The following is an 18195-nucleotide window of genomic DNA, read 5'->3' as shown; positions in this document are numbered from 1 at the left end:
TTCAGACCTTCACGGGCGCCGCATGCGAGCGCAGCACCAGCGTGCGCCCGGCGAAGGTCAGCACCCCGCACACGCCGATCACGATGCCCATGCCGTGCGGCGAGACATCGTGGAAGAAGCCCACGGCGAGGCTCGACAGCGCGCCGAGCGCGAGCTGCATCGCCCCGAACACGGCGGCGGCCGCGCCCGCGTTGCGCGGATAGCGGTGCATGAGTTCGGTCGTGCAATTGGCCGACAGCAGGCCGACCACGCCGACCACGAAGAACAGGCACACGACGATCGACCACAGTCCGCCCCAGCCCGTCAGCGCGACGAGCGCGACCGCGAGCGCCGCCACGACGCTCACGAACGACGCGGCCGAGATCATCTTCATGGCGCCCAGACGCCCGACGAACTTCGTGTTGAGCACGTTCCCCGCGATGATGCCGACGATATTCAGCCCGAACAGCAGCCCGTAGTGCTGCGGCTTCACATGAAAGTAGTCGATGTAGACGAACGGCGTCGCGGTGATATAGGCGAACATCGACGCGAATGCCATGCCGCCGCACATCATGTGGCCCCACGTGACCGGATCGGTCAGCAGATGCCCGTACGCGGCGAACGATTTGCCCACTGCCGCGCTCGCGCGCTTCTCCTTCGGCCAGGTTTCCGGCACGCGCAAATAGGCGGTCACCGCGCACGTGATGCCGAACAGCGTCAGCGCGACGAACACCACGCGCCAGCCGCCCAAGAGCAGCAATTGCCCGCCGATCAGCGGCGCGAGCAGCGGGCCGATCGAGGTGACGATGGACAGCATCGACAGTACGCGGGCGGCGTCGGACGGCGCGTGCGCGTCACGGGCAATGGCGCGCGCGAGCACCGACGCCGCGCCCGCGCCGAGCGCCTGCAGAAAACGCACGAAGACGAGCGCGTCGATGGAGAACGCCGCCACGCAGCCGATGCTCGCGACCGCGTACAGCAGAATGCCGCCGAGCAGGACCGGCCGGCGGCCGTAGGCATCGGAAAGCGGACCGTAGAGCAGCATGCCGAACGAAAAGCCGAACATGAAGCTCGTCAGCGTGGTCTGGGCGGCGGCCGGGCTGGTGCCGAACGAGGCCGCGAGCGCGGGCAGGCTCGGCAGATACATGTCGATCGACAGCGGGCCGCACGCGGCGAGTGCGCCGAGCAACAGGATCAGCCGGCCATCGGGCCGGCGCCGGGTGGAATCGGGCATGGAGTTCGCAAGACGGGGATAAGTGGAGGCTGCGCGCCGCGATCGTGAACGACCCGTTCGTGAACGACCCGTGAGTGGCGAAGGCGACGCAAGCGAACGACCATTGTACGCGACGCCCCGCCGCGATCCGGCCCTGACGGCCGTGTTTTGCTAAGCTCGGCGCTTTCCTCGAGACCTGTCACGCCGATCCGATGACCGCCTTCCTGCTGATCTGGAGCCCCAAGAAATGGCCGTGGCCCGAACTCCCCGACATCGCGCGGCGAGTGGCCGCGGGCGAAGCCGTCGCCGATGCGTGGGGCTGCGGCACGGCGCGCGGGCTCATGCCGGGCGATCGTGTGTTCGTGCATCGCGTGTCGCAGGAGCCGAAGGGCGTGTTCGCGTCGGGCTGGGTGACGCGCGCGCCGTATGAAGTGCCCGACGCGGGCAGCAAACGCGGCTATCGGCTGTGCATCGACTTCGTGTACGACTGGCTCGTCGATGCGCACGAGCACGTCGTCGTGACGCGCGACGAACTGCGGGCGCATCCGTTTTCGGTGCAGACGTGGGACGCGCAGATGTCCGGCACGCTCATCAAGCCGGTCGCCGAAGGCGCGCTCGAAAAGCTCTGGACCGCCCGCACGGGGCGGCGTGCGTCCGCCGGGGCCGCCAGGCTGCCGAACGCGACCTAGGCCCGACGCGGCCCGTTCCCAACGACTCCGGTACAATTTCAGCAACGATTCTCGCGTCGGACCGTGCGTCTTGCGCGCCGCGCTTTTTCGCCGCGCTTCTCGCTCCCGGGCCTTGTGCCCGTCCCTCGCGACTCCCGCATTCCTTTTCTGCGCAGGCCTCAATCCATGTCCAAGAATCAAGCACTCTTCGAACGCGCCCAGCGAACCATTCCCGGCGGCGTGAACTCGCCGGTGCGGGCGTTCCGCTCGGTCGGCGGCACGCCGCGCTTCATCGAGCGGGCGGAAGGTCCGTATTTCTGGGATGCGGACGGCAAGCGCTATATCGACTACATCGGCTCATGGGGGCCGATGATCCTCGGCCACGTTCACCCCGAAGTGCTCGACGCCGTGCAGCGCGTGCTCGCCCACGGTTTCTCGTTCGGCGCGCCGACCGAGGCGGAAATCGAGATCGCCGAGGAAATCTGCAAGCTCGTGCCGTCGATCGAACAGGTGCGCATGGTGTCGTCCGGCACCGAAGCGACGATGAGCGCGCTGCGCCTCGCGCGCGGCTTTACGGGCCGCAGCCGGATCATCAAGTTTGAAGGCTGCTACCACGGCCACGCGGACAGCTTGCTCGTGAAAGCGGGCTCGGGCCTGCTCACGTTCGGCAATCCGACCTCGGCGGGCGTCCCGGCGGACATCGCGAAGCACACGACCGTACTCGAATACAACAACGTCGAGCAACTGAACGAGGCGTTCCAGGCGTTCGGCGCGGAGATCGCGTCGGTGATCGTCGAGCCGGTCGCCGGCAACATGAATCTCGTACGCGCCACGCCCGAGTTCCTGAACGCGCTGCGCGATCGCTGCAGCGAGTACGGCGCGGTGCTGATTTTCGACGAAGTGATGTGCGGCTTTCGCGTCGCGCTCGGCGGCGCGCAGCAGGTCTACGGCATCAAGCCGGATCTCACGTGTCTCGGCAAAGTGATCGGCGGCGGCATGCCCGCGGCGGCGTTCGGCGGACGGCGCGACATCATGGCGCATCTCGCGCCGCTCGGCGGCGTTTATCAGGCGGGCACGCTCTCGGGCAATCCGATTGCCGTCGCGGCCGGCCTCAAGACGCTGCAACTGATCCAGCGCCCCGGTTTCTATGACGATCTGGCGAAACAAACCCGCAAGCTCGTCGATGGTCTCACCGCCGCCGCGCGCGAAGCAAAAGTGCCCTTCTCCGCCGATTCGATCGGCGGCATGTTCGGCCTGTACTTCGCCGAGCAGGTGCCCGCGAGCTTCGCGCAGGTCACGCAGGGCGACACGAAGCGCTTCAACGCGTTCTTCCACGCGATGCTCGATGCGGGCGTGTACTTCGCGCCGTCCGCGTTCGAAGCGGGTTTCGTGTCGAGCGCGCATGACGACGACGTGATCGGCGCGACGCTCGATGCGGCGCGCGGCGCGTTCGCGTCGCTCGCGGCCTGACGCGCCCGGGCCCCGCCGATGTTCTCGCAAACCGACTTCACCCACATGGAACGCGCGCTGGCGTTGGCCTCGCGCGGCATGTACACGACGACGCCAAACCCGCGCGTCGGCTGCGTGCTCGTCAAGAACGGCGAAGTGATCGGCATGGGCTTCACGCAGCCGGCCGGCCAGGATCACGCCGAAGTGCGCGCGCTGAAGGACGCCCGCGCACGCGGCAAGGACCCGCGCGGCGCGACCGCATACGTGACGCTCGAACCGTGCAGCCATTTCGGGCGCACGCCGCCGTGCGCGCACGCGCTCATCGACGCGCGCGTCGAGAAGGTGATCGCCGCGATGGAAGATCCGAACCCGGCGGTATCGGGGCGCGGTCTCACGATGCTGCGCGACGCGGGCGTCGACGTGCGCTGCGGCCTGCTCGCGAACGAAGCGCATGAGATGAACATCGGCTTCGTGTCTCGCATGACGCGCAGGCGGCCGTGGGTGCGCATGAAGGTCGCCGCGACGCTCGACGGCCGCACGGGTCTGCCCTCCGGCGAGAGCCAGTGGATCACCGGCGAGGACGCGCGCGCGGATGGCCACGCGTGGCGTGCCCGCGCCTGCGCGATCCTGACGGGCATCGGCACGGTGCGCGAGGACGATCCGCAACTGACCGTGCGCGCGGTGGACACGCCGCGTCAGCCGCAACGCGTGCTGATCGACAGCCGTCTCGACGTGCCGATGCACGCGCGCATTCTCGATGGCGCGCCGCCGTGGATCTTCCACGCGGCCGACGCCGATCCCGCGCGCATCGACGCACTGCGCGACAAAGGCGCGGATCTGGTCGAGCTATCGAACGAACACGGCAAGGTCGATTTGCCCGCGATGCTCACGGCGCTCGCCGATCGCGGCATCAACGAATTGCATGTGGAAGCGGGTCACAAGCTGAACGGCTCGCTGCTGCGCGAAGGCTGCGTCGACGAATTGCTGGTCTATCTCGCGCCGAGCCTGCTCGGCAGCTCGCCCGGCATGTTCGACTTCGCGCCGCCCGCGACCCTCGATGCGCGGCCGCATCTGAAGTTTCATCGCATCGACCGGCTCGGCGACGATCTGCGCATTCTCGCGCGCTTCGCCGAGGCGAACGTCGCCAGCGAATTGCGCTGATTCACGTCTGGACTTAAAGGAAACGCTCGAGATGTTTACCGGAATTGTCGCGGCGGTGGGCCGCATCGAAAAAATCGTCCCGCTCGGTTCGGAACCGCAAGCGGGCGTGCGCCTGACGATCGCCGCGGGCGGCCTCGATCTCGCCGATGTCGAGCTCGGCGACAGCATCGCCATTCAGGGCGCATGCATGACGGTGATTCAAAAGTCCGCCACCGCGTTCGATGTCGACGTGTCGCGCGAAAGCCTTAACAAGACCGTCGGCTTGAGCGACGCGAGCGCGGACGTGAATCTGGAAAAGGCGTTGCGCGCGCACGACCGGCTGGGCGGCCACCTTGTCTCGGGTCACGTCGACGGTTTGGGCGTTGTCTCGAAGTTCGAGCCGGTGGGCGAATCGCACGAACTGCGCATCGTCGCGCCGAAAGACATCGGCAAATATCTGGCCTACAAGGGCTCGGTCACGGTCAACGGCGTAAGTCTCACCGTGAATTCCGTCACCGATAGCAGCGATGGCTGCGAATTCTCCATCAACCTGATTCCGCATACCGTCGAAGTCACGACGCTGCGCGCGCTCAGGGCCGGGTCGAAGGTCAATCTGGAAATCGATCTGATTGCGCGGTATGTCGAGCGGATGATGAGCGCGTCGTAGGCCGTTATCCGGGTGCGGGGCGCCGGCGCGCCGCTCCCGCACAGCCGTCCGAAAGACCTAGACCGGCCCTGCATCAGACAAGCCGCCGATTTCTCCGACCGGGCATCGGCCGTGGCGTAAAATACGCGCTTTCCCCAAACCGGACCCCGTACGGGACGTCATCATGTCGCTCGCCGCCACTCCCGAGATCATCGCTGAACTGAAAGCCGGCCGGATGGTGATCCTCGTCGACGAAGAAGACCGCGAAAACGAAGGCGATCTCGTGATCGCCGCCGAGTTCGTCACGCCGGAAGCCATCAACTTCATGGCGAAGTTCGGGCGCGGGCTGATCTGCCTCACGCTCACGCAGGAACGCTGCCGGCAGTTGAACCTGCCGCTCATGACGCATCGCAACGGCACGCAATACGGCACGGCGTTCACCGTGAGCATCGAGGCGGCCGAAGGCGTGACCACCGGCATTTCCGCCGCCGACCGCGCGAAAACCATCGCGGCGGCGGTCGCGCACGACGCGCGTCCCGAGCATATCGTCCAGCCGGGTCACGTGTTCCCGATCATGGCGCAGCCGGGCGGCGTGCTCGTGCGCGCCGGCCACACCGAAGCGGGCTGCGACTTCACGGCGCTCGCGGGTTTGACGCCCGCCGCCGTGATCTGCGAAATCATCAAGGACGACGGCGAGATGGCGCGCCTGCCCGATCTCATCGAATTCGGCGCGCAGCACGGCATCAAGATCGGGACCATCGCCGATCTGATCCACTACCGCAGCCGCACCGAATCGATCATCGAGAAGGTATGCGAGCGCACGATGCAGACCGCGCACGGTCCGTTCCGCGCCGTGCTGTATCGCGACGAGCCGACGCATTCGCCGCATATCGCGCTGGTGCGCGGCACGCCGCGCCCGGATCGCGAGACGCCGGTGCGCGTGCACGAACCGCTGTCGGTGCTGGATCTGCTCGAAATCGATTCGTCGACGCACTCGTGGACCATCGACGCCGCCATGAAGGAAATCGCCGCGAGCGATCTCGGCGTGGTCGTCATGCTCAATTGCGGCGACACGAAGGAACATCTCGTCGACGTGTTCCGCGCGTTCGATCAGAAGGAAAAGGCGGCGGTGCTGCAACGCCGCCCGATCGACTTCAAGACTTACGGCATCGGCGCGCAGATTCTGCGCGATCTGGGCGTCGGCAAGATGCAGGTGCTCGCGAATCCGCGCAAGCTCGGCAGCATGTCGGGCTACGGACTCGAAGTGACCGGCTTCGTGCCGATGCCCGGCTGCCCCGCGACCGCCGCGCCGAGCGAGCCGGGCGTCACCCAGTTGCGCTCGGCCTGAGCCTTCAAGGCATAGGCAGCAAGGCATAAGACATAAGGCAGCGAGACAGCCTCAATCATTCCCAGACAATTCCAGGCGAAGGACCCTATTCATGGAAATCGGACAATATCAGCCGAACCTCGACGGTGACGGCTTGCGCATCGGCATCGTGCAGTCGCGCTTCAACGAACCGGTGTGCAACGGCCTCGCCGACGCATGCATCGAAGAGCTGGAGCGCCTCGGCGTGATCGGCCAGGACGTGCTGCTCGTGACCGTGCCCGGCGCGCTCGAAATTCCGCTCGCGCTGCAAAAGCTCGCGGAATCCGGCCAGTTCGACGCGCTCATCGCGCTCGGCGCCGTGGTTCGCGGCGAGACGTATCACTTCGAACTGGTGTCGAACGAAAGCGGCGCGGGCGTGTCGCGCATCGCGCTCGACTTCGGCATTCCGGTGGCCAACGCCGTGCTGACCACCGAGAACGACGAGCAAGCCGTCGCCCGCATGACCGAAAAAGGCCGCGACGCCGCACGCGTGGCGGTCGAAATGGCGAATCTGTCCGTCGCGCTCGAGCAGTTGGGCGGCGACGATGAAGACGAAGACGAAGACGAAGAAGACGAGGACCGCGCATGAAGAGCGCACGACGCCGTTCGCGCGAACTCGCGACGCAAGGGCTTTATCAGTGGCTGCTGTCGGGTGCGCCCGCCGGCGAAATCGAAGCGCAGTTGCGCAACGCGCAAGGCTTCGACAAGGCCGATCAGACGCATCTCGATGCGATCCTGCGCGGCGTGATCAACGAAGCCGACGCGCTCTCCGCGCAGTTGCAGCCGTGTCTGGATCGTCCGATCGAGCAGTTGTCGCCGGTCGAGCGCGCCGTGCTGCTGGTCGCCGCGTTCGAGTTCAAGCATCACATCGACGTGCCGTATCGCGTCGTCATCAACGAAGCGGTGGAACTGACGAAAACCTTCGGCGGCTCGGACGGCTACAAGTATGTGAACGGCGTGCTCGACAAGCTCGCCGTCGCGATGCGTCCCACCGAAGCGCAGGCGCGCGGACGCGGTGCCTGAATGAACCACGCGTCGGAACCGCTCGTCAGGCTCGCCTCGCGCGTGAACGCGATCGAGCCGTTCTACGTGATGGAGTTGATGAAAGAAGCGCAGGCGCTCGAACGCGCCGGGCGCGACGTCATCCACATGAGCATCGGCGAGCCGGATTTCACCGCGCCCGAGCCGGTGACCCGCGCCGCCGCCGACGCCCTGACCCGCGGCGTCACGCAGTACACCAACGCCCTCGGCATCACGCCGCTGCGCGAGGCGATTGCGCGGCATTATCGCGACGTGTTCGGGCTGAACATCGAGCCGGAGCGCATCGTGGTGACGGCGGGCGCGTCGGCGGCGCTGCTGCTCGCGTGCATGGCGCTCGTCGATCACGGCGATGAAGTCCTGATGCCCGACCCCTGCTATCCGTGCAACCGGCACTTCGTGTCCGCAGCCGATGGCAAGCCGGTGCTGATTCCAAGCGGTCCGGCCGAGCGTTTTCAGCTGACGGCGGAGCAAGTCGAAGCGTATTGGGGACCGGCCACGCGCGGCGTGCTGCTGGCGTCGCCGTCGAACCCGACGGGAACGTCTATCGAGCCGGCCGAATTACGGCGCATCGTGGATACGGTGCGCACGCGCGGCGGCTTTACGATCGTCGACGAAATCTATCAGGGCCTGAGCTACGACGCGAAGCCCGTTTCCGCGCTCTCTTTCGGCGAGGACGTCGTCACGGTCAACAGCTTTTCGAAGTATTTCAACATGACCGGCTGGCGGCTCGGCTGGCTCGTCGTGCCGCGCTCCATGATCGCGGCCGTCGAGAAGCTGTCGCAGAATCTGTTCATCTGCGCGTCGGCGCTCGCGCAGCACGCGGCGCTTGCGTGTTTCGAACCCGCGACGATTGCGATCTACGAAGCGCGCCGGCTCGAATTCAAGCGGCGGCGCGATTACATCGTGCCGGCGCTGCGTTCGCTCGGCTTCGGCGTGCCGGTCGTCCCCGACGGCGCGTTCTACGTCTACGCGGACACGACCACTGTCCGCCACCCCGCCGCCGGCGACAGCGACGCCCTGACCCATTCGATGCTTCACGACGCCGGCGTCGTGCTCGTGCCGGGCGCGGATTTCGGCTTTCATGCGCCGGAGCGTTATATCCGTCTTTCGTATGCGACGGCGTTTTCGAAGCTGGAGGAAGCGGTTCAGCGGTTGGGTTCGTTGTTCAGCCGCTAGTTTTCTCACGCGCCGGACCAACAAAAAGGGCACCCGAGGGTGCCCTTTTCTCATTCATGCGACGCTTTCGCGCGGCTTCAGCGCCAAACTCAAGCGCCGAATTCCGCCGATACAACGTGCTTCGATTCAGTGTCGCCTTCATCCTGCGAGCCCGACTTCTTCGACGAATCGATCGTCATATGCACGCGCTTGCCGCCGTCTGTCAGGGTCGAACTCGACGTCGACGCCAGCACCTGCTTCGGCGCGGCCTGAACCGGCGCCTGCGGTGCGTTGATCGGCACGTTGCGGCCGCGCGCGACATCGCGCAGACGCGAGCGCTCGGCCAGCACCTTGGCGCCGTAGCCGCCGTCGTCCTGCGTCGTCGAGCCGACGTAATAGCGCAGGCCGCCCGCCACCGAGCCGCCGCGCGCAATGCAGTCCTTCAGCACGAGCGCGCCGACCTTGATGTTCGCGAGCGGATCGAGCGCCGCGTGCGAGCCGCCGAAGTACTGGAATTTGTCGGAATGAACTTTCGACATCACCTGCATCAGGCCCTGTGCGCCGACGCCGCTTTCCGCATACGGATTGAAGCCCGATTCGATCGCCATCACGGAGAGCAGCAGCAGCGGATCGAGCCCGACTTCGCGGCCCGTGTCGAACGCGGCGCGCACGAGATCGGCCACCGGATCTTCTGCCACGCGATAACGACGCGCGATGAAGTTCGCGACCAGCTTCTGCTCACGCGTGGAGACGAGGACGCGGTCGTCGCGCGCATCGGCGACAACGCGCTGCGCCGGAATCATGCTCGCCAGCATGCCGACGGACGGCATCGTGCGCGGATCGAGCCCGTTCGGCGACACGGCGAGGCTGATCCCGCCGGTCAGGTGACGCGTGCTTTCATCGTCGGACTTGGCCGCGCCGAGCGACGGCACGTTTGCACTGGCCGCCTTCGACTGAGCCGACACCGTGTTCGACGCGAGATTCGCCGGCAGCATCGGGTCGCTGGACGGATGATGCACGGCCGAAAACGGTGGCAGCGGCTGGCCTGCGAGCAGGCGCGCCGGTCCGGCCTGAACCGCGGCGGACACGAACGGCATGATCCGTGCGGCGAATGTGGTGCGCCACGAAGGCAGCAACCAGAGCGCGACGGCTGTGACCACGGCCACGCAGCCAACCACGCTGAAGAGATGGTGACTCAAACGGCGTCCGCGACGCAGCCCGATGCGCACGATCTGCGCGATGCGGGTGTCGGAACCCCACGATAACCAAGCGTTCATCTGTGCTCCCAATTTTGCATAATTTGCGCAGATGAATACAAATAAAACCCATATTCAATGCACAAATCAGACACCGCTCGCGCTTGGCAAGCATAAGCGGCATCGGGGATACGGCATGCGCCGTCGGGAAAGCCGGTCCGGCAAAGCGCCGGGTTGCGCGGCACGAAGTACATGCCCTGGGTGCGCAGATGGCTTTCCACGCGAAAAACCGGCGTAAGAAACGCCGGCCATGACAACCAACAGCCGTGAGTCGCCGGGCAGGAACGGCGCAGGCGACGCAGAGGCGTCCAAAAAGCCTGAGGCAGAGGTAAAAAGTTTCAAAACCTGCAATTGATGCCAACGGATTCTAACAGGGTTAAATGATCCGTCAATGCTATAGACAATCGTTTCAATTACTTACAGTAATAATGAACACTGTTCAGTATCGGAAACGCACGGCTCATGGGCCATTCCCAGCGGATTTTGCTGAATGTCTCCAAACGCACGGACGCTGACGCAGGTAAAATCGACAATCGCCTAGCGCGCAGCCGTCCCGTTCCTTGCATCCTTGTTTGCGTCTTGCGCTTCGGGCGTCTTCGAGTCCAACTACGACCATCGATGAAATACAAAGATCTGCGCGACTTCACCGCTCGCCTGGAGGCGCTGGGTGAACTCCGCCGCATTCGGCAGCCCGTCTCTCCCGTTCTCGAAATCACCGAAATCTCCGATCGCGTGTTGCGCGCGGGTGGCCCGGCGTTGCTCTTCGAAGCTCCCACCGGTCACACGATGCCCGTGCTCGCGAATCTCTTCGGCACGACCCGGCGCGTGGCCCTCGGCATGGGCATCGAAACGGACGCGCAGCAGAGCAGCGATGTTGGCGCCAGCGTCAACCTCAACAGCGATGTCGCCGCGCTGAGTTCATTGCGCGATGTTGGGCGATTGCTGTCGGCGCTCAAGGAACCCGAGCCGCCGCGCGGCCTGAAAGACGCCGGCAAGCTGCTTTCGCTCGCGAAGGCCGTGTGGGACATGGCGCCGAAAGCGGTCAGCGCGCCGCCTTGCCAGGAAGTCGTATGGGAAGGCAAAGACGTCGATCTTAACCGGCTGCCGATTCAGACATGCTGGCCCGGCGACGCCGGACCGCTGCTCACGTGGGGGCTCACCGTCACGCGCGGGCCCAACAAGCCGCGTCAGAATCTCGGCATCTATCGGCAACAGCTCATCGGACGCAACAAGCTCATCATGCGCTGGCTCGCGCATCGCGGCGGCGCGCTCGATTTTCGCGAATTCGCGCTCGCCAATCCGGGCAAGCCGTATCCGGTCGCGGTCGTGCTGGGCGCCGACCCCGCAACCATTCTCGGCGCCGTGACGCCCGTGCCGGATTCGCTCTCCGAGTATCAGTTCGCCGGGCTGCTGCGCGGCTCGCGTACCGAGCTTGCCAAGTGCCTGACGCCGGGCGTCGATACGCTCCAGGTGCCCGCGCGCGCGGAGATCGTGCTCGAAGGCTTCATCTATCCGCAGGAAAGCGCGCAGGAAGGCACGGTGCCGCCTGCACCGGTAGGCGCGCCGCCGCGACCGTCGAACTCCGCCGCCGCGCAGTATGAACACGCGCTCGAAGGACCGTACGGCGATCACACCGGCTATTACAACGAGCAGGAGTGGTTTCCCGTCTTCACCGTCGAGAAGATCACGATGCGCCGCGACGCCCTCTTCCACTCGACCTACACCGGCAAGCCGCCCGACGAACCCGCCGTGCTCGGCGTCGCGCTGAACGAAGTGTTCGTGCCGCTCCTGCAGAAGCAATTCACCGAGATCACCGACTTCTATCTGCCGCCCGAGGGCTGCAGCTATCGCATGGCGATCGTGCAGATGAAGAAGAGCTACGCCGGCCACGCCAAACGCGTGATGTTCGGCGTGTGGAGTTTCCTGCGGCAGTTCATGTACACGAAGTTCATCGTCGTCGTGGATGAGGACGTGAACGTGCGCGACTGGAACGAAGTCATCTGGGCAATCACGACGCGCGTCGATCCCGTGCGCGACACCGTGATGGTCGACAACACGCCGATCGACTATCTCGATTTCGCGTCGCCCGTCGCCGGACTCGGCTCGAAAATGGGGCTCGACGCGACCAACAAATGGCCCGGCGAGACGAATCGCGAATGGGGCCGCCCCATCGTGATGGACGAGGCCGTGAAGCGCCGCGTCGATGCCCTGTGGAGCGAACTCGGACTGGACAAGCAATCATGATCGCGGCCACGCTCTATCGAGGCGATGTCATCGAGAACGCGCATGCGGCGCACGTTGCCGTCGTGGATGCGGACGGCCGGCTCGTGCATTCCTTAGGCGACCCGTATCGCGTGACGCTGCCGCGCTCGGCGGCGAAGCCCGCGCAGGCGCTTGCCGTCATCGAGACCGGCGCGCTCGAACGTTTCGGCTTCACCGACGAAGACCTCGCGCTCATGTGCGGTTCGCACAGCAGCGAGCCGCGCCACATCGAGCGCGCCCGCGCGATGCTCGCGAAGGCGCACGCAAGCGAGGACGATCTGCGCTGCGGCGGCCATCCGCCGATTTCCGACGCCGTGTATCGCGACTGGATCAAACGCGATTTCACGCCGACTGCCGTGTGCAGCAACTGCTCCGGCAAGCACGCCGGCATGCTCGCGGGCGCGCGCGCCATGAATGCGCCGCTCGACGGCTATCACTTGCCCGAGCATCCGCTGCAGACGCATGTGAAGCGCACCCTGGCGCGCGCGCTCGACCTGCCGGACGATGCGGTGCAATGGGCCATCGACGGCTGCAATCTGCCGACGCCCGCCTTCGCGCTGGAACGCTTGGCCCGGCTCTATATGACGATCGCCGCTGCGCCTGAAGGCTCGCCGCTCGCGCGGATTCATCGGGCGATGACGACGCACCCCGAACTCGTCGCGGGCGAAGGACGCTTCTGCACGCTGCTGATGCAGGCGTTCGGCGGCGCGCTCGTCGGCAAGACTGGCGCGGATGCGAGCTACGCGATCGGCGTGCGGCCCGGGCAAGCGGCACAACGCACGCTTGGCATCGCGGTCAAGGTGGAAGACGGCAACACGTCGGTGCTCAATGCGGTCGTCGTGCATGTGCTCGATCTGCTTGGTATCGGCACGCAGCAACAGCGCGACGCGCTCGCCGCGTATCGCAATCCGGCCACACGCAACACGATGGGCGTGCCGACCGGCCGTCTCGACGTGAACTTCACGTTACATCATCACCAACAATAAAAATGCATTCGTGGTCGTTGCTGTCTGACGGGTTTTTCCTGTCGCTGTCGCTGTGTCTGGATATCGGCATCGCCAACGTTGCGATCATTTCGCTGGCGTTGTCGCATGGTTTCAAGCCCGGGCTCGTGCTGGGCCTCGGCACCTGTTTCGGCGATCTGTTCTATGCGGCGCTCGCGCTCGCGGGCATGTCGGCGCTGCTGCAGTTCTCCGCGGTGCGCTGGGTCGTGTGGATCGGCGGCGCCATCGTGCTGCTGCTTCTCACCTGGAAGATGGCGCGCGAGGCGCTCAATCCGGCGTCCGCGCCGCCCGTCGAAGGCGAAGCGGACTTCAGCACGCCACGTCCGAACCACTGGAAAAGCTTCGTGCGCGGCTGCCTGCTCGCGGTGTCGTCGCCGAGCGCGATTTTGTGGTTCGCGGCGGTGGGCGGCGCGCTCATCGCGAAAGCCGGTGCGACGAATGCCGTGAGCGCATCCGTGTTTCTGACCGGCTTTTTCTGCGGCGGGCTCGGCTGGACGCTCTTCATCTGCACGCTCGCGAGCCACGGCAGGAAGCGCGCCGGAACCAAACTCCTGCGCGCCTGCCATGTGATGTCCGCCGTGCTGTTCGCGTACTTCGCGTACAGCGTGATCGTCAACGGCTACCGCGATCTGATCGTGCACGCGGCATCGTAGCAATGCCTGCGCTCAAGCCAGGTACTGCGACAGCTTCGCCAGATCCACATTGCCGCCCGACACGATCACGCCGACGCGCTTGCCCTCGACCGGCACGATCTTCTGCAGCACCGCCGCCGCCGCGAGACAGCCGGTCGGCTCGACGACCATCTTCATGCGTTGCGCGAAGAAGCGCAGCGTCTCGACAAGCTGCGGATCGCTCACGGTGACGATGCGGTCCACATGGCGCTGGATGATCGGGAAGTTGTATTCGCCGACATGCGTGGACGCGGCGCCATCGGCGATGGTGCGCGGCACGTCGATATGCACGATTTCACCGCGCGCGAGCGATTGCTGCGCGTCGTTGCCCGCTTCCGGCTCCACGCCGATGACCTTGCAATCGGGCGCGAGCGTCGCCGCCGCGAGCGCGCATCCGCCGATAAGCCCGCCGCCGCCCAGACACACGAAAAGATAGTCGAGCGGACCGGCTTCCTCGATCAGTTCCTTCGCCGCCGTGCCCTGCCCCGCGATGACGTGCGGATGATCGTACGGCGGAATCAGCGTCATGCCGCGCTCTTCGGCGAGCTTGCGGCCGATTTCCTCGCGGTTCTGCGTGTAGCGGTCGTAGGTGATCACTTCGCCGCCGTAACCGCGTGTCGCTTCCATCTTCGCGGCGGGCGCGTCCTCGGGCATGACGATCGTCGCGCGGATACCGGCGAGCTTCGCGGACAACGCGATCGCCTGCGCATGATTGCCCGATGAATACGTGATGACGCCGGCGGCGCGCTGGCGGTCGTCGAAATGAGAGATTGCGTTGTAGGCGCCGCGAAACTTGAAGGCGCCCATGCGCTGGAAGTTCTCGCACTTGAAGAACAGCGATGCGCCGGCGATTTCGTCGGCGGTGCGGGAGGTCAGGACGGGCGTGCGGTGTGCAAAGCCTTCGATGCGCCGGGCGGCATCGGCGACGTCATCGAAAGTCGGGGCGGGAAGTGGGGACATCGGAGTCGGGGAAAGGTGAAGGGAAGCACCATTTTCCCAGTTCCACGGCGGAACGCACAAACGTCTGGACTAGTCACTCCCAAACAAAAAGGCGATGCACATGTGCATCGCCTTCTCTTCGCCGGCCCGGCCGGTCAATGACGCCAGTAACCCGGCCCATGACGATAGTAGCCGTGGTGACGATAATACGGCCGGCCGTAATAACCATACCCACCGTAACCGCCATACCCGCCGACAACCACCGCGGGCGGCGGCGCATAGACCACGGGCGGCGGCGGCGCGACATACACCGGCTGCGGCGGCGCAACGTACACCGGCTGCGGCGGCGCGGCATACACCGGATACGCCGGAACCCCGATCCCGACGCCTACCGAAACATGCGCCTGTGCGGCGCCCATCAGACCGGCGCCGAGCGCGCCTGCCACCAACAAACCACCGAGCTTTTTCACTTTAGTTCTCCTCGCCGCTTCGCACGATGCCTGTCCATGAGGCAGATGAGCGACGGTATAGACTTAATTTAGCGAAAAAGGCCATCGGACGCAGGGACCATTTGTTGCAAATTGCAAGTTCCTTAACGCGCCTTCGAATCTGAAAGCCAGGCGCGGCTTCCGAACCGGCGGCGAACGACCATTCGACGCGCCTCCGCGACCGGCACGTGTCGCGCGTGGTAAGCGACCGGCTCCGAGGCGTAACGACTATTTACAATTGAACATAAAAGCCCCGCCGGACTGGCTGACCGGCGGGGCTTTTAAAGTATTACTGGAGACTTTTGAGAGATTCGTTTTCAGCCTACTTTCACATAGGCGAATTCGCGCGTGACATTCGGCGGTACATAAGCGCCGCCGATCACGACCCGCGGCGTCAGACGCTTTTTCTGGTCCCACCAGCGTCGCCGCTGGGCCTGACTCAAGAATCGCAGATGCTTTCGATAAGAGAAAATGCTCATGGCGACCTCCGAACGTAGCGAATGAAACCTCATGAAAAGACCGGAAGTCCTGCCTGCCGATCTTCTCCGTCGAATCCGTGTTCTCTTTAGTATTTCGCGCTGAGTTCGTTCATCTTTGTGCGCAAGGGAACCAAACCGCGGCATCGATGTGGCTTTAACCACATTCAGCATCAAACATGCCGTTTCGGCCCGAAAACGCCTGGCGCAGAAATAATCCTCGCTAATCGAGCCCGTATTCCCGGCGACTCCGCTTCCCGCATGCGATTCGCCCACGCACGCGCGCTCTGGTGTCTTGCCTTCTCTCTTTCCGTATTTATATCCTGCCAGTTTTGCGGGAAATGCGCTTTTCGCGTTCGTCTCAAAATGACAACACTAGGGTTTTCCGATGCTGGCGTTTCACACGGCGCGTCCCTTACGAGCCACTTTCATTCGTCTCGCGGCATATTCGCGGCATGGGGATGCGGCCAACGCCGGCGCCGCGTGCGACAGCGCCCCCAAGCCGCCGCCAAGCCGTGTTATGGTGACGACCGGCGCCCCACCGAGCAGCCCCGGTGGGCGGGGATTCCAGGCAGCCGCCAAGAAAAACGCGAAGCGCAATCGCTCGACGCAGCGTCCGGTGCATTGCCGCGCGCGCCGCGATGCCTTCGTGAAGAAGAAGTCCAGTCAAGAGAACCGACAATGATCGAGATCAGATTTCACGCAGCGCGCCGCGCAAGCGAGCGCCTCGTCCCTGCCCGCGACGCCCGTGTTGAACGAGGGCGACGCGTCGCCTGCTAGTCCGCCGTATTCCGTTTCAAGCTTCGCTCATTCGACCCGCCGCAGTCGCGACGCTGCGCATGCATCCAAGAGGACCCGAGATGTTCGGCGATATCGCCCGTTTTCTGCTCAACACCGTTTTCACCCTGTTCGGCGCCGCGCTCCTGCTGCGCGCATGGATGCAGGTCGTGCGCATGCCGCCGTACAACCCGGTTTCCAATGCCGTGATGCAGGCGACCAACTGGATCGTGCTGCCGCTGCGCAAGATCCTGCCCGGCGGCAAGGTCGACTGGGCGAGCATTCTCGCGGCGTTCATCGCGTCGGCGGTGTATGTCACGTTGATGGTCGTACTTGCAGGCGTCGATCCGATGCTCATGCTGCCGATGCTCCTGCTGGTCGCGGTGCTGACCGTCGTCAAATGGGCGCTGAATCTGATCATCTGGATGACGATCCTGATGGCGCTTTTGTCGTGGCTCAACCCGCAATCGCCGGCGATGCCGCTGCTCTATCAGATCACCGCGCCCTTCCTCGATCCGCTGCGGCGCATTCTGCCGCGTCTGGGCGGCATCGACCTCTCGCCGATTTTGCTGTTCGTGATCGTGCAGGTGCTGTTGATGGTGGTGACGCGGCTCGCCGTATCGATGACGCTGTTCGGCATCTGAGGCGCGAACCCCGTGCAATTGCGCCTGCGGGCGCGTTGCGCTTACAATATGCGGCTCACGCGGGCGTCGTATAATGGCCATTACCGTAGCTTCCCAAGCTACAGACGTGGGTTCGATTCCCATCGCCCGCTCCAGAATGAACGCAGAAGCACCGCAGAATTCCCGTGAAAGCCGCCTTCGAGGCGGCTTTTTAGTTTCCCGCAGTCACCCGCACCGCCGCGCCATGAACCACGATCCCCTCGACGAAGCCGCCGACGCCCACGACGCCGGCGCAAGCGAAAATTCCAACGAAAATGCAGGCGAAAACGCCGCCCTGCGTCATCGCCGCATTCGCAGTTTCGTCACGCGCGCGGGGCGCGTCTCGGTGGGGCAGCAACGCGCCATCGACGAACTCGGTCCGCGCTTTGTCCTGCCCTACGCTCCGCAACACGCCGACTGGGACGCTGTCTTCGGCCGTCAGGCGCCGCGCGTGCTGGAGATCGGCTTCGGCATGGGCGCGACCACGGCTGAAATCGCTGCCGCGCGTCCGGGCGACGATTTCATCGGCGTGGAAGTGCACGAGCCGGGAGTGGGCGCGCTGCTGAAGCTGATCGGCGAGCAAGGGCTCGGCAATATCCGCATCCTTCAGCACGACGCCGTGGAAGTGCTCGAACACATGATCGCGCCCGACAGCCTCGACGGCGTGCACATCTATTTTCCCGATCCGTGGCACAAGGCGCGGCATCACAAGCGGCGCCTGATTCAGCCGAAATTCGTCGCGCAACTCGTCGCGCGCATCAGGCCGGGCGGCTATATCCATCTGGCGACGGACTGGCAGAACTACGCCGAGCAGATGCTCGAGGTGCTCTCGGCAGAGCCCGCGCTGGAAAACACCGCCGACGGCTACGCGCCGCGCCCGGATTTTCGTCCGGTCACGAAGTTCGAGCGACGCGGCTTGCGCCTCGGACACGGCGTGTGGGATTTGATGTTCCGTCGCCGCTGAAGCGCAGCACACGCAAAGAAAAACGCCACGGCATGCCGT

At 65.0% G+C, this 18195-nt stretch carries 18 protein-coding genes and 1 tRNA gene; 14 read left to right on the top strand and 5 right to left on the bottom strand.

What is annotated here, in order from left to right; translation table 11 throughout:
• Position 1 precedes the first annotated feature (1 nt).
• On the bottom strand, positions 2-1213 hold the full coding sequence (locus BRPE64_RS03950) for a Bcr/CflA family multidrug efflux MFS transporter (protein WP_016344720.1): 1212 nt from the start codon (positions 1211-1213) through the stop codon (positions 2-4).
• 191 nt (positions 1214-1404) lie between these two features.
• Here BRPE64_RS03950 and BRPE64_RS03945 point away from each other — a divergent pair, with 191 nt between their 5' ends.
• From BRPE64_RS03945 to BRPE64_RS03910, 8 genes are all read left to right on the top strand, one after another.
• A complete protein-coding gene (locus tag BRPE64_RS03945) occupies positions 1405-1881 on the top strand; it encodes a hypothetical protein (protein WP_016344719.1) in 477 nt (158 codons plus the stop codon).
• A gap of 165 nt (positions 1882-2046) precedes the next feature.
• Positions 2047-3330: a glutamate-1-semialdehyde 2,1-aminomutase gene (gene hemL / locus BRPE64_RS03940; RefSeq protein ID WP_016344718.1), complete on the top strand. Its 1284-nt coding sequence runs from the start codon at positions 2047-2049 to the stop codon at positions 3328-3330.
• An 18-nt stretch (positions 3331-3348) separates the two neighbouring features.
• On the top strand, positions 3349-4470 hold the full coding sequence (gene ribD, locus BRPE64_RS03935; protein ID WP_016344717.1) for a bifunctional diaminohydroxyphosphoribosylaminopyrimidine deaminase/5-amino-6-(5-phosphoribosylamino)uracil reductase RibD: 1122 nt from the start codon (positions 3349-3351) through the stop codon (positions 4468-4470).
• A 31-nt stretch (positions 4471-4501) separates the two neighbouring features.
• Positions 4502-5116 carry a riboflavin synthase gene (locus BRPE64_RS03930; RefSeq protein WP_016344716.1) on the top strand — a complete coding sequence of 205 codons (615 nt, stop codon included), beginning with the start codon at positions 4502-4504 and terminating at the stop codon, positions 5114-5116.
• Positions 5117-5279: 163 nt separating this feature from the next.
• Positions 5280-6443: a bifunctional 3,4-dihydroxy-2-butanone-4-phosphate synthase/GTP cyclohydrolase II gene (ribBA, locus tag BRPE64_RS03925; protein WP_016344715.1), complete on the top strand. Its 1164-nt coding sequence runs from the start codon at positions 5280-5282 to the stop codon at positions 6441-6443.
• Positions 6444-6534: 91 nt separating this feature from the next.
• A complete protein-coding gene (gene ribH / locus BRPE64_RS03920) occupies positions 6535-7050 on the top strand; it encodes a 6,7-dimethyl-8-ribityllumazine synthase (RefSeq protein WP_016344714.1) in 516 nt (171 codons plus the stop codon).
• Positions 7047-7484: a transcription antitermination factor NusB gene (nusB, locus tag BRPE64_RS03915; RefSeq protein ID WP_016344713.1), complete on the top strand. Its 438-nt coding sequence runs from the start codon at positions 7047-7049 to the stop codon at positions 7482-7484. Before ribH ends, nusB begins: the two co-directional genes overlap by 4 nt.
• A complete protein-coding gene (locus BRPE64_RS03910; RefSeq protein ID WP_016344712.1) occupies positions 7485-8678 on the top strand; it encodes a pyridoxal phosphate-dependent aminotransferase in 1194 nt (397 codons plus the stop codon).
• A gap of 89 nt (positions 8679-8767) precedes the next feature.
• On the opposite strand, the gene BRPE64_RS03905 is transcribed toward BRPE64_RS03910, so the two are convergent.
• Positions 8768-9934 (bottom strand): lytic transglycosylase domain-containing protein, encoded by a 1167-nt coding sequence (locus tag BRPE64_RS03905; RefSeq protein ID WP_016344711.1) that lies wholly within the window; start codon positions 9932-9934, stop codon positions 8768-8770.
• A gap of 597 nt (positions 9935-10531) precedes the next feature.
• Between BRPE64_RS03905 and BRPE64_RS03900 the strand changes: the two genes are divergently transcribed.
• The 3 genes from BRPE64_RS03900 to BRPE64_RS03890 are packed head-to-tail and all read left to right on the top strand — an operon-like array spanning position 10532 to position 13832.
• Positions 10532-12157, top strand: coding sequence for a UbiD family decarboxylase (locus tag BRPE64_RS03900; protein WP_016344710.1), 1626 nt, complete (start codon positions 10532-10534; stop codon positions 12155-12157).
• Positions 12154-13161 (top strand): asparaginase, encoded by a 1008-nt coding sequence (locus tag BRPE64_RS03895; RefSeq protein WP_016344709.1) that lies wholly within the window; start codon positions 12154-12156, stop codon positions 13159-13161. The genes BRPE64_RS03900 and BRPE64_RS03895 overlap by 4 nt, the downstream gene beginning before the upstream one ends.
• Positions 13162-13163: 2 nt before the next feature.
• Positions 13164-13832, top strand: a complete 669-nt coding sequence (locus BRPE64_RS03890) for a LysE family translocator (protein WP_016344708.1) — start codon at positions 13164-13166, stop codon at positions 13830-13832.
• Positions 13833-13844: 12 nt separating this feature from the next.
• On the opposite strand, the gene BRPE64_RS03885 is transcribed toward BRPE64_RS03890, so the two are convergent.
• The 3 genes from BRPE64_RS03885 to BRPE64_RS33415 form a co-directional block, all read right to left on the bottom strand.
• Positions 13845-14810, bottom strand: a complete 966-nt coding sequence (locus BRPE64_RS03885; protein ID WP_016344707.1) for a threo-3-hydroxy-L-aspartate ammonia-lyase — start codon at positions 14808-14810, stop codon at positions 13845-13847.
• Positions 14811-14944: 134 nt separating this feature from the next.
• Positions 14945-15259, bottom strand: a complete 315-nt coding sequence (locus tag BRPE64_RS03880; protein ID WP_016344706.1) for a hypothetical protein — start codon at positions 15257-15259, stop codon at positions 14945-14947.
• Positions 15260-15594: 335 nt separating this feature from the next.
• Positions 15595-15756 carry a hypothetical protein gene (locus BRPE64_RS33415; RefSeq protein WP_016344705.1) on the bottom strand — a complete coding sequence of 54 codons (162 nt, stop codon included), beginning with the start codon at positions 15754-15756 and terminating at the stop codon, positions 15595-15597.
• 857 nt (positions 15757-16613) lie between these two features.
• Here BRPE64_RS33415 and BRPE64_RS03875 point away from each other — a divergent pair.
• The 3 genes from BRPE64_RS03875 (at position 16614) to trmB (ending at position 18156) form a co-directional block, all read left to right on the top strand.
• The gene (locus BRPE64_RS03875) at positions 16614-17174 is read left to right on the top strand and encodes a YggT family protein (RefSeq protein WP_016344703.1); all 561 of its coding nucleotides are present in this window, start codon (positions 16614-16616) and stop codon (positions 17172-17174) included.
• Positions 17175-17233: 59 nt separating this feature from the next.
• Positions 17234-17308: transfer RNA gene (locus tag BRPE64_RS03870), tRNA-Gly, on the top strand.
• Between the two features lie 89 nt (positions 17309-17397).
• On the top strand, positions 17398-18156 hold the full coding sequence (gene trmB, locus BRPE64_RS03865; RefSeq protein WP_016344702.1) for a tRNA (guanosine(46)-N7)-methyltransferase TrmB: 759 nt from the start codon (positions 17398-17400) through the stop codon (positions 18154-18156).
• The last annotated feature ends 39 nt before the right edge of the window (positions 18157-18195 follow it).

It is taken from the genome of Caballeronia insecticola, assembly GCF_000402035.1.
Classification (GTDB): domain Bacteria; phylum Pseudomonadota; class Gammaproteobacteria; order Burkholderiales; family Burkholderiaceae; genus Caballeronia; species Caballeronia insecticola.
Note: the sequence above shows the minus strand (reverse complement) of the source record. Positions and strands in the feature narration are given on the sequence as shown.

Bases quoted from the DNA above. Each gene is read 5' to 3' on its own strand.
- BRPE64_RS03905 (WP_016344711.1), bottom strand. From the start codon at position 9,934: ATGAACGCTTGGTTATCGTGGGGTTCCGACACCCGCATCGCGCAGATC.
- BRPE64_RS03910 (WP_016344712.1), top strand. From the start codon at position 7,485: ATGAACCACGCGTCGGAACCGCTCGTCAGGCTCGCCTCGCGCGTGAAC.
- ribD (WP_016344717.1), top strand. From the start codon at position 3,349: ATGTTCTCGCAAACCGACTTCACCCACATGGAACGCGCGCTGGCGTTG.
- BRPE64_RS03945 (WP_016344719.1), top strand. From the start codon at position 1,405: ATGACCGCCTTCCTGCTGATCTGGAGCCCCAAGAAATGGCCGTGGCCC.
- BRPE64_RS03930 (WP_016344716.1), top strand. From the start codon at position 4,502: ATGTTTACCGGAATTGTCGCGGCGGTGGGCCGCATCGAAAAAATCGTC.
- BRPE64_RS03895 (WP_016344709.1), top strand. From the start codon at position 12,154: ATGATCGCGGCCACGCTCTATCGAGGCGATGTCATCGAGAACGCGCAT.
- ribH (WP_016344714.1), top strand. From the start codon at position 6,535: ATGGAAATCGGACAATATCAGCCGAACCTCGACGGTGACGGCTTGCGC.
- BRPE64_RS03950 (WP_016344720.1), bottom strand. From the start codon at position 1,213: ATGCCCGATTCCACCCGGCGCCGGCCCGATGGCCGGCTGATCCTGTTG.
- BRPE64_RS03885 (WP_016344707.1), bottom strand. From the start codon at position 14,810: ATGTCCCCACTTCCCGCCCCGACTTTCGATGACGTCGCCGATGCCGCC.
- nusB (WP_016344713.1), top strand. From the start codon at position 7,047: ATGAAGAGCGCACGACGCCGTTCGCGCGAACTCGCGACGCAAGGGCTT.
- BRPE64_RS33415 (WP_016344705.1), bottom strand. From the start codon at position 15,756: ATGAGCATTTTCTCTTATCGAAAGCATCTGCGATTCTTGAGTCAGGCC.
- BRPE64_RS03900 (WP_016344710.1), top strand. From the start codon at position 10,532: ATGAAATACAAAGATCTGCGCGACTTCACCGCTCGCCTGGAGGCGCTG.
- ribBA (WP_016344715.1), top strand. From the start codon at position 5,280: ATGTCGCTCGCCGCCACTCCCGAGATCATCGCTGAACTGAAAGCCGGC.
- BRPE64_RS03875 (WP_016344703.1), top strand. From the start codon at position 16,614: ATGTTCGGCGATATCGCCCGTTTTCTGCTCAACACCGTTTTCACCCTG.
- trmB (WP_016344702.1), top strand. From the start codon at position 17,398: ATGAACCACGATCCCCTCGACGAAGCCGCCGACGCCCACGACGCCGGC.
- BRPE64_RS03890 (WP_016344708.1), top strand. From the start codon at position 13,164: ATGCATTCGTGGTCGTTGCTGTCTGACGGGTTTTTCCTGTCGCTGTCG.
- hemL (WP_016344718.1), top strand. From the start codon at position 2,047: ATGTCCAAGAATCAAGCACTCTTCGAACGCGCCCAGCGAACCATTCCC.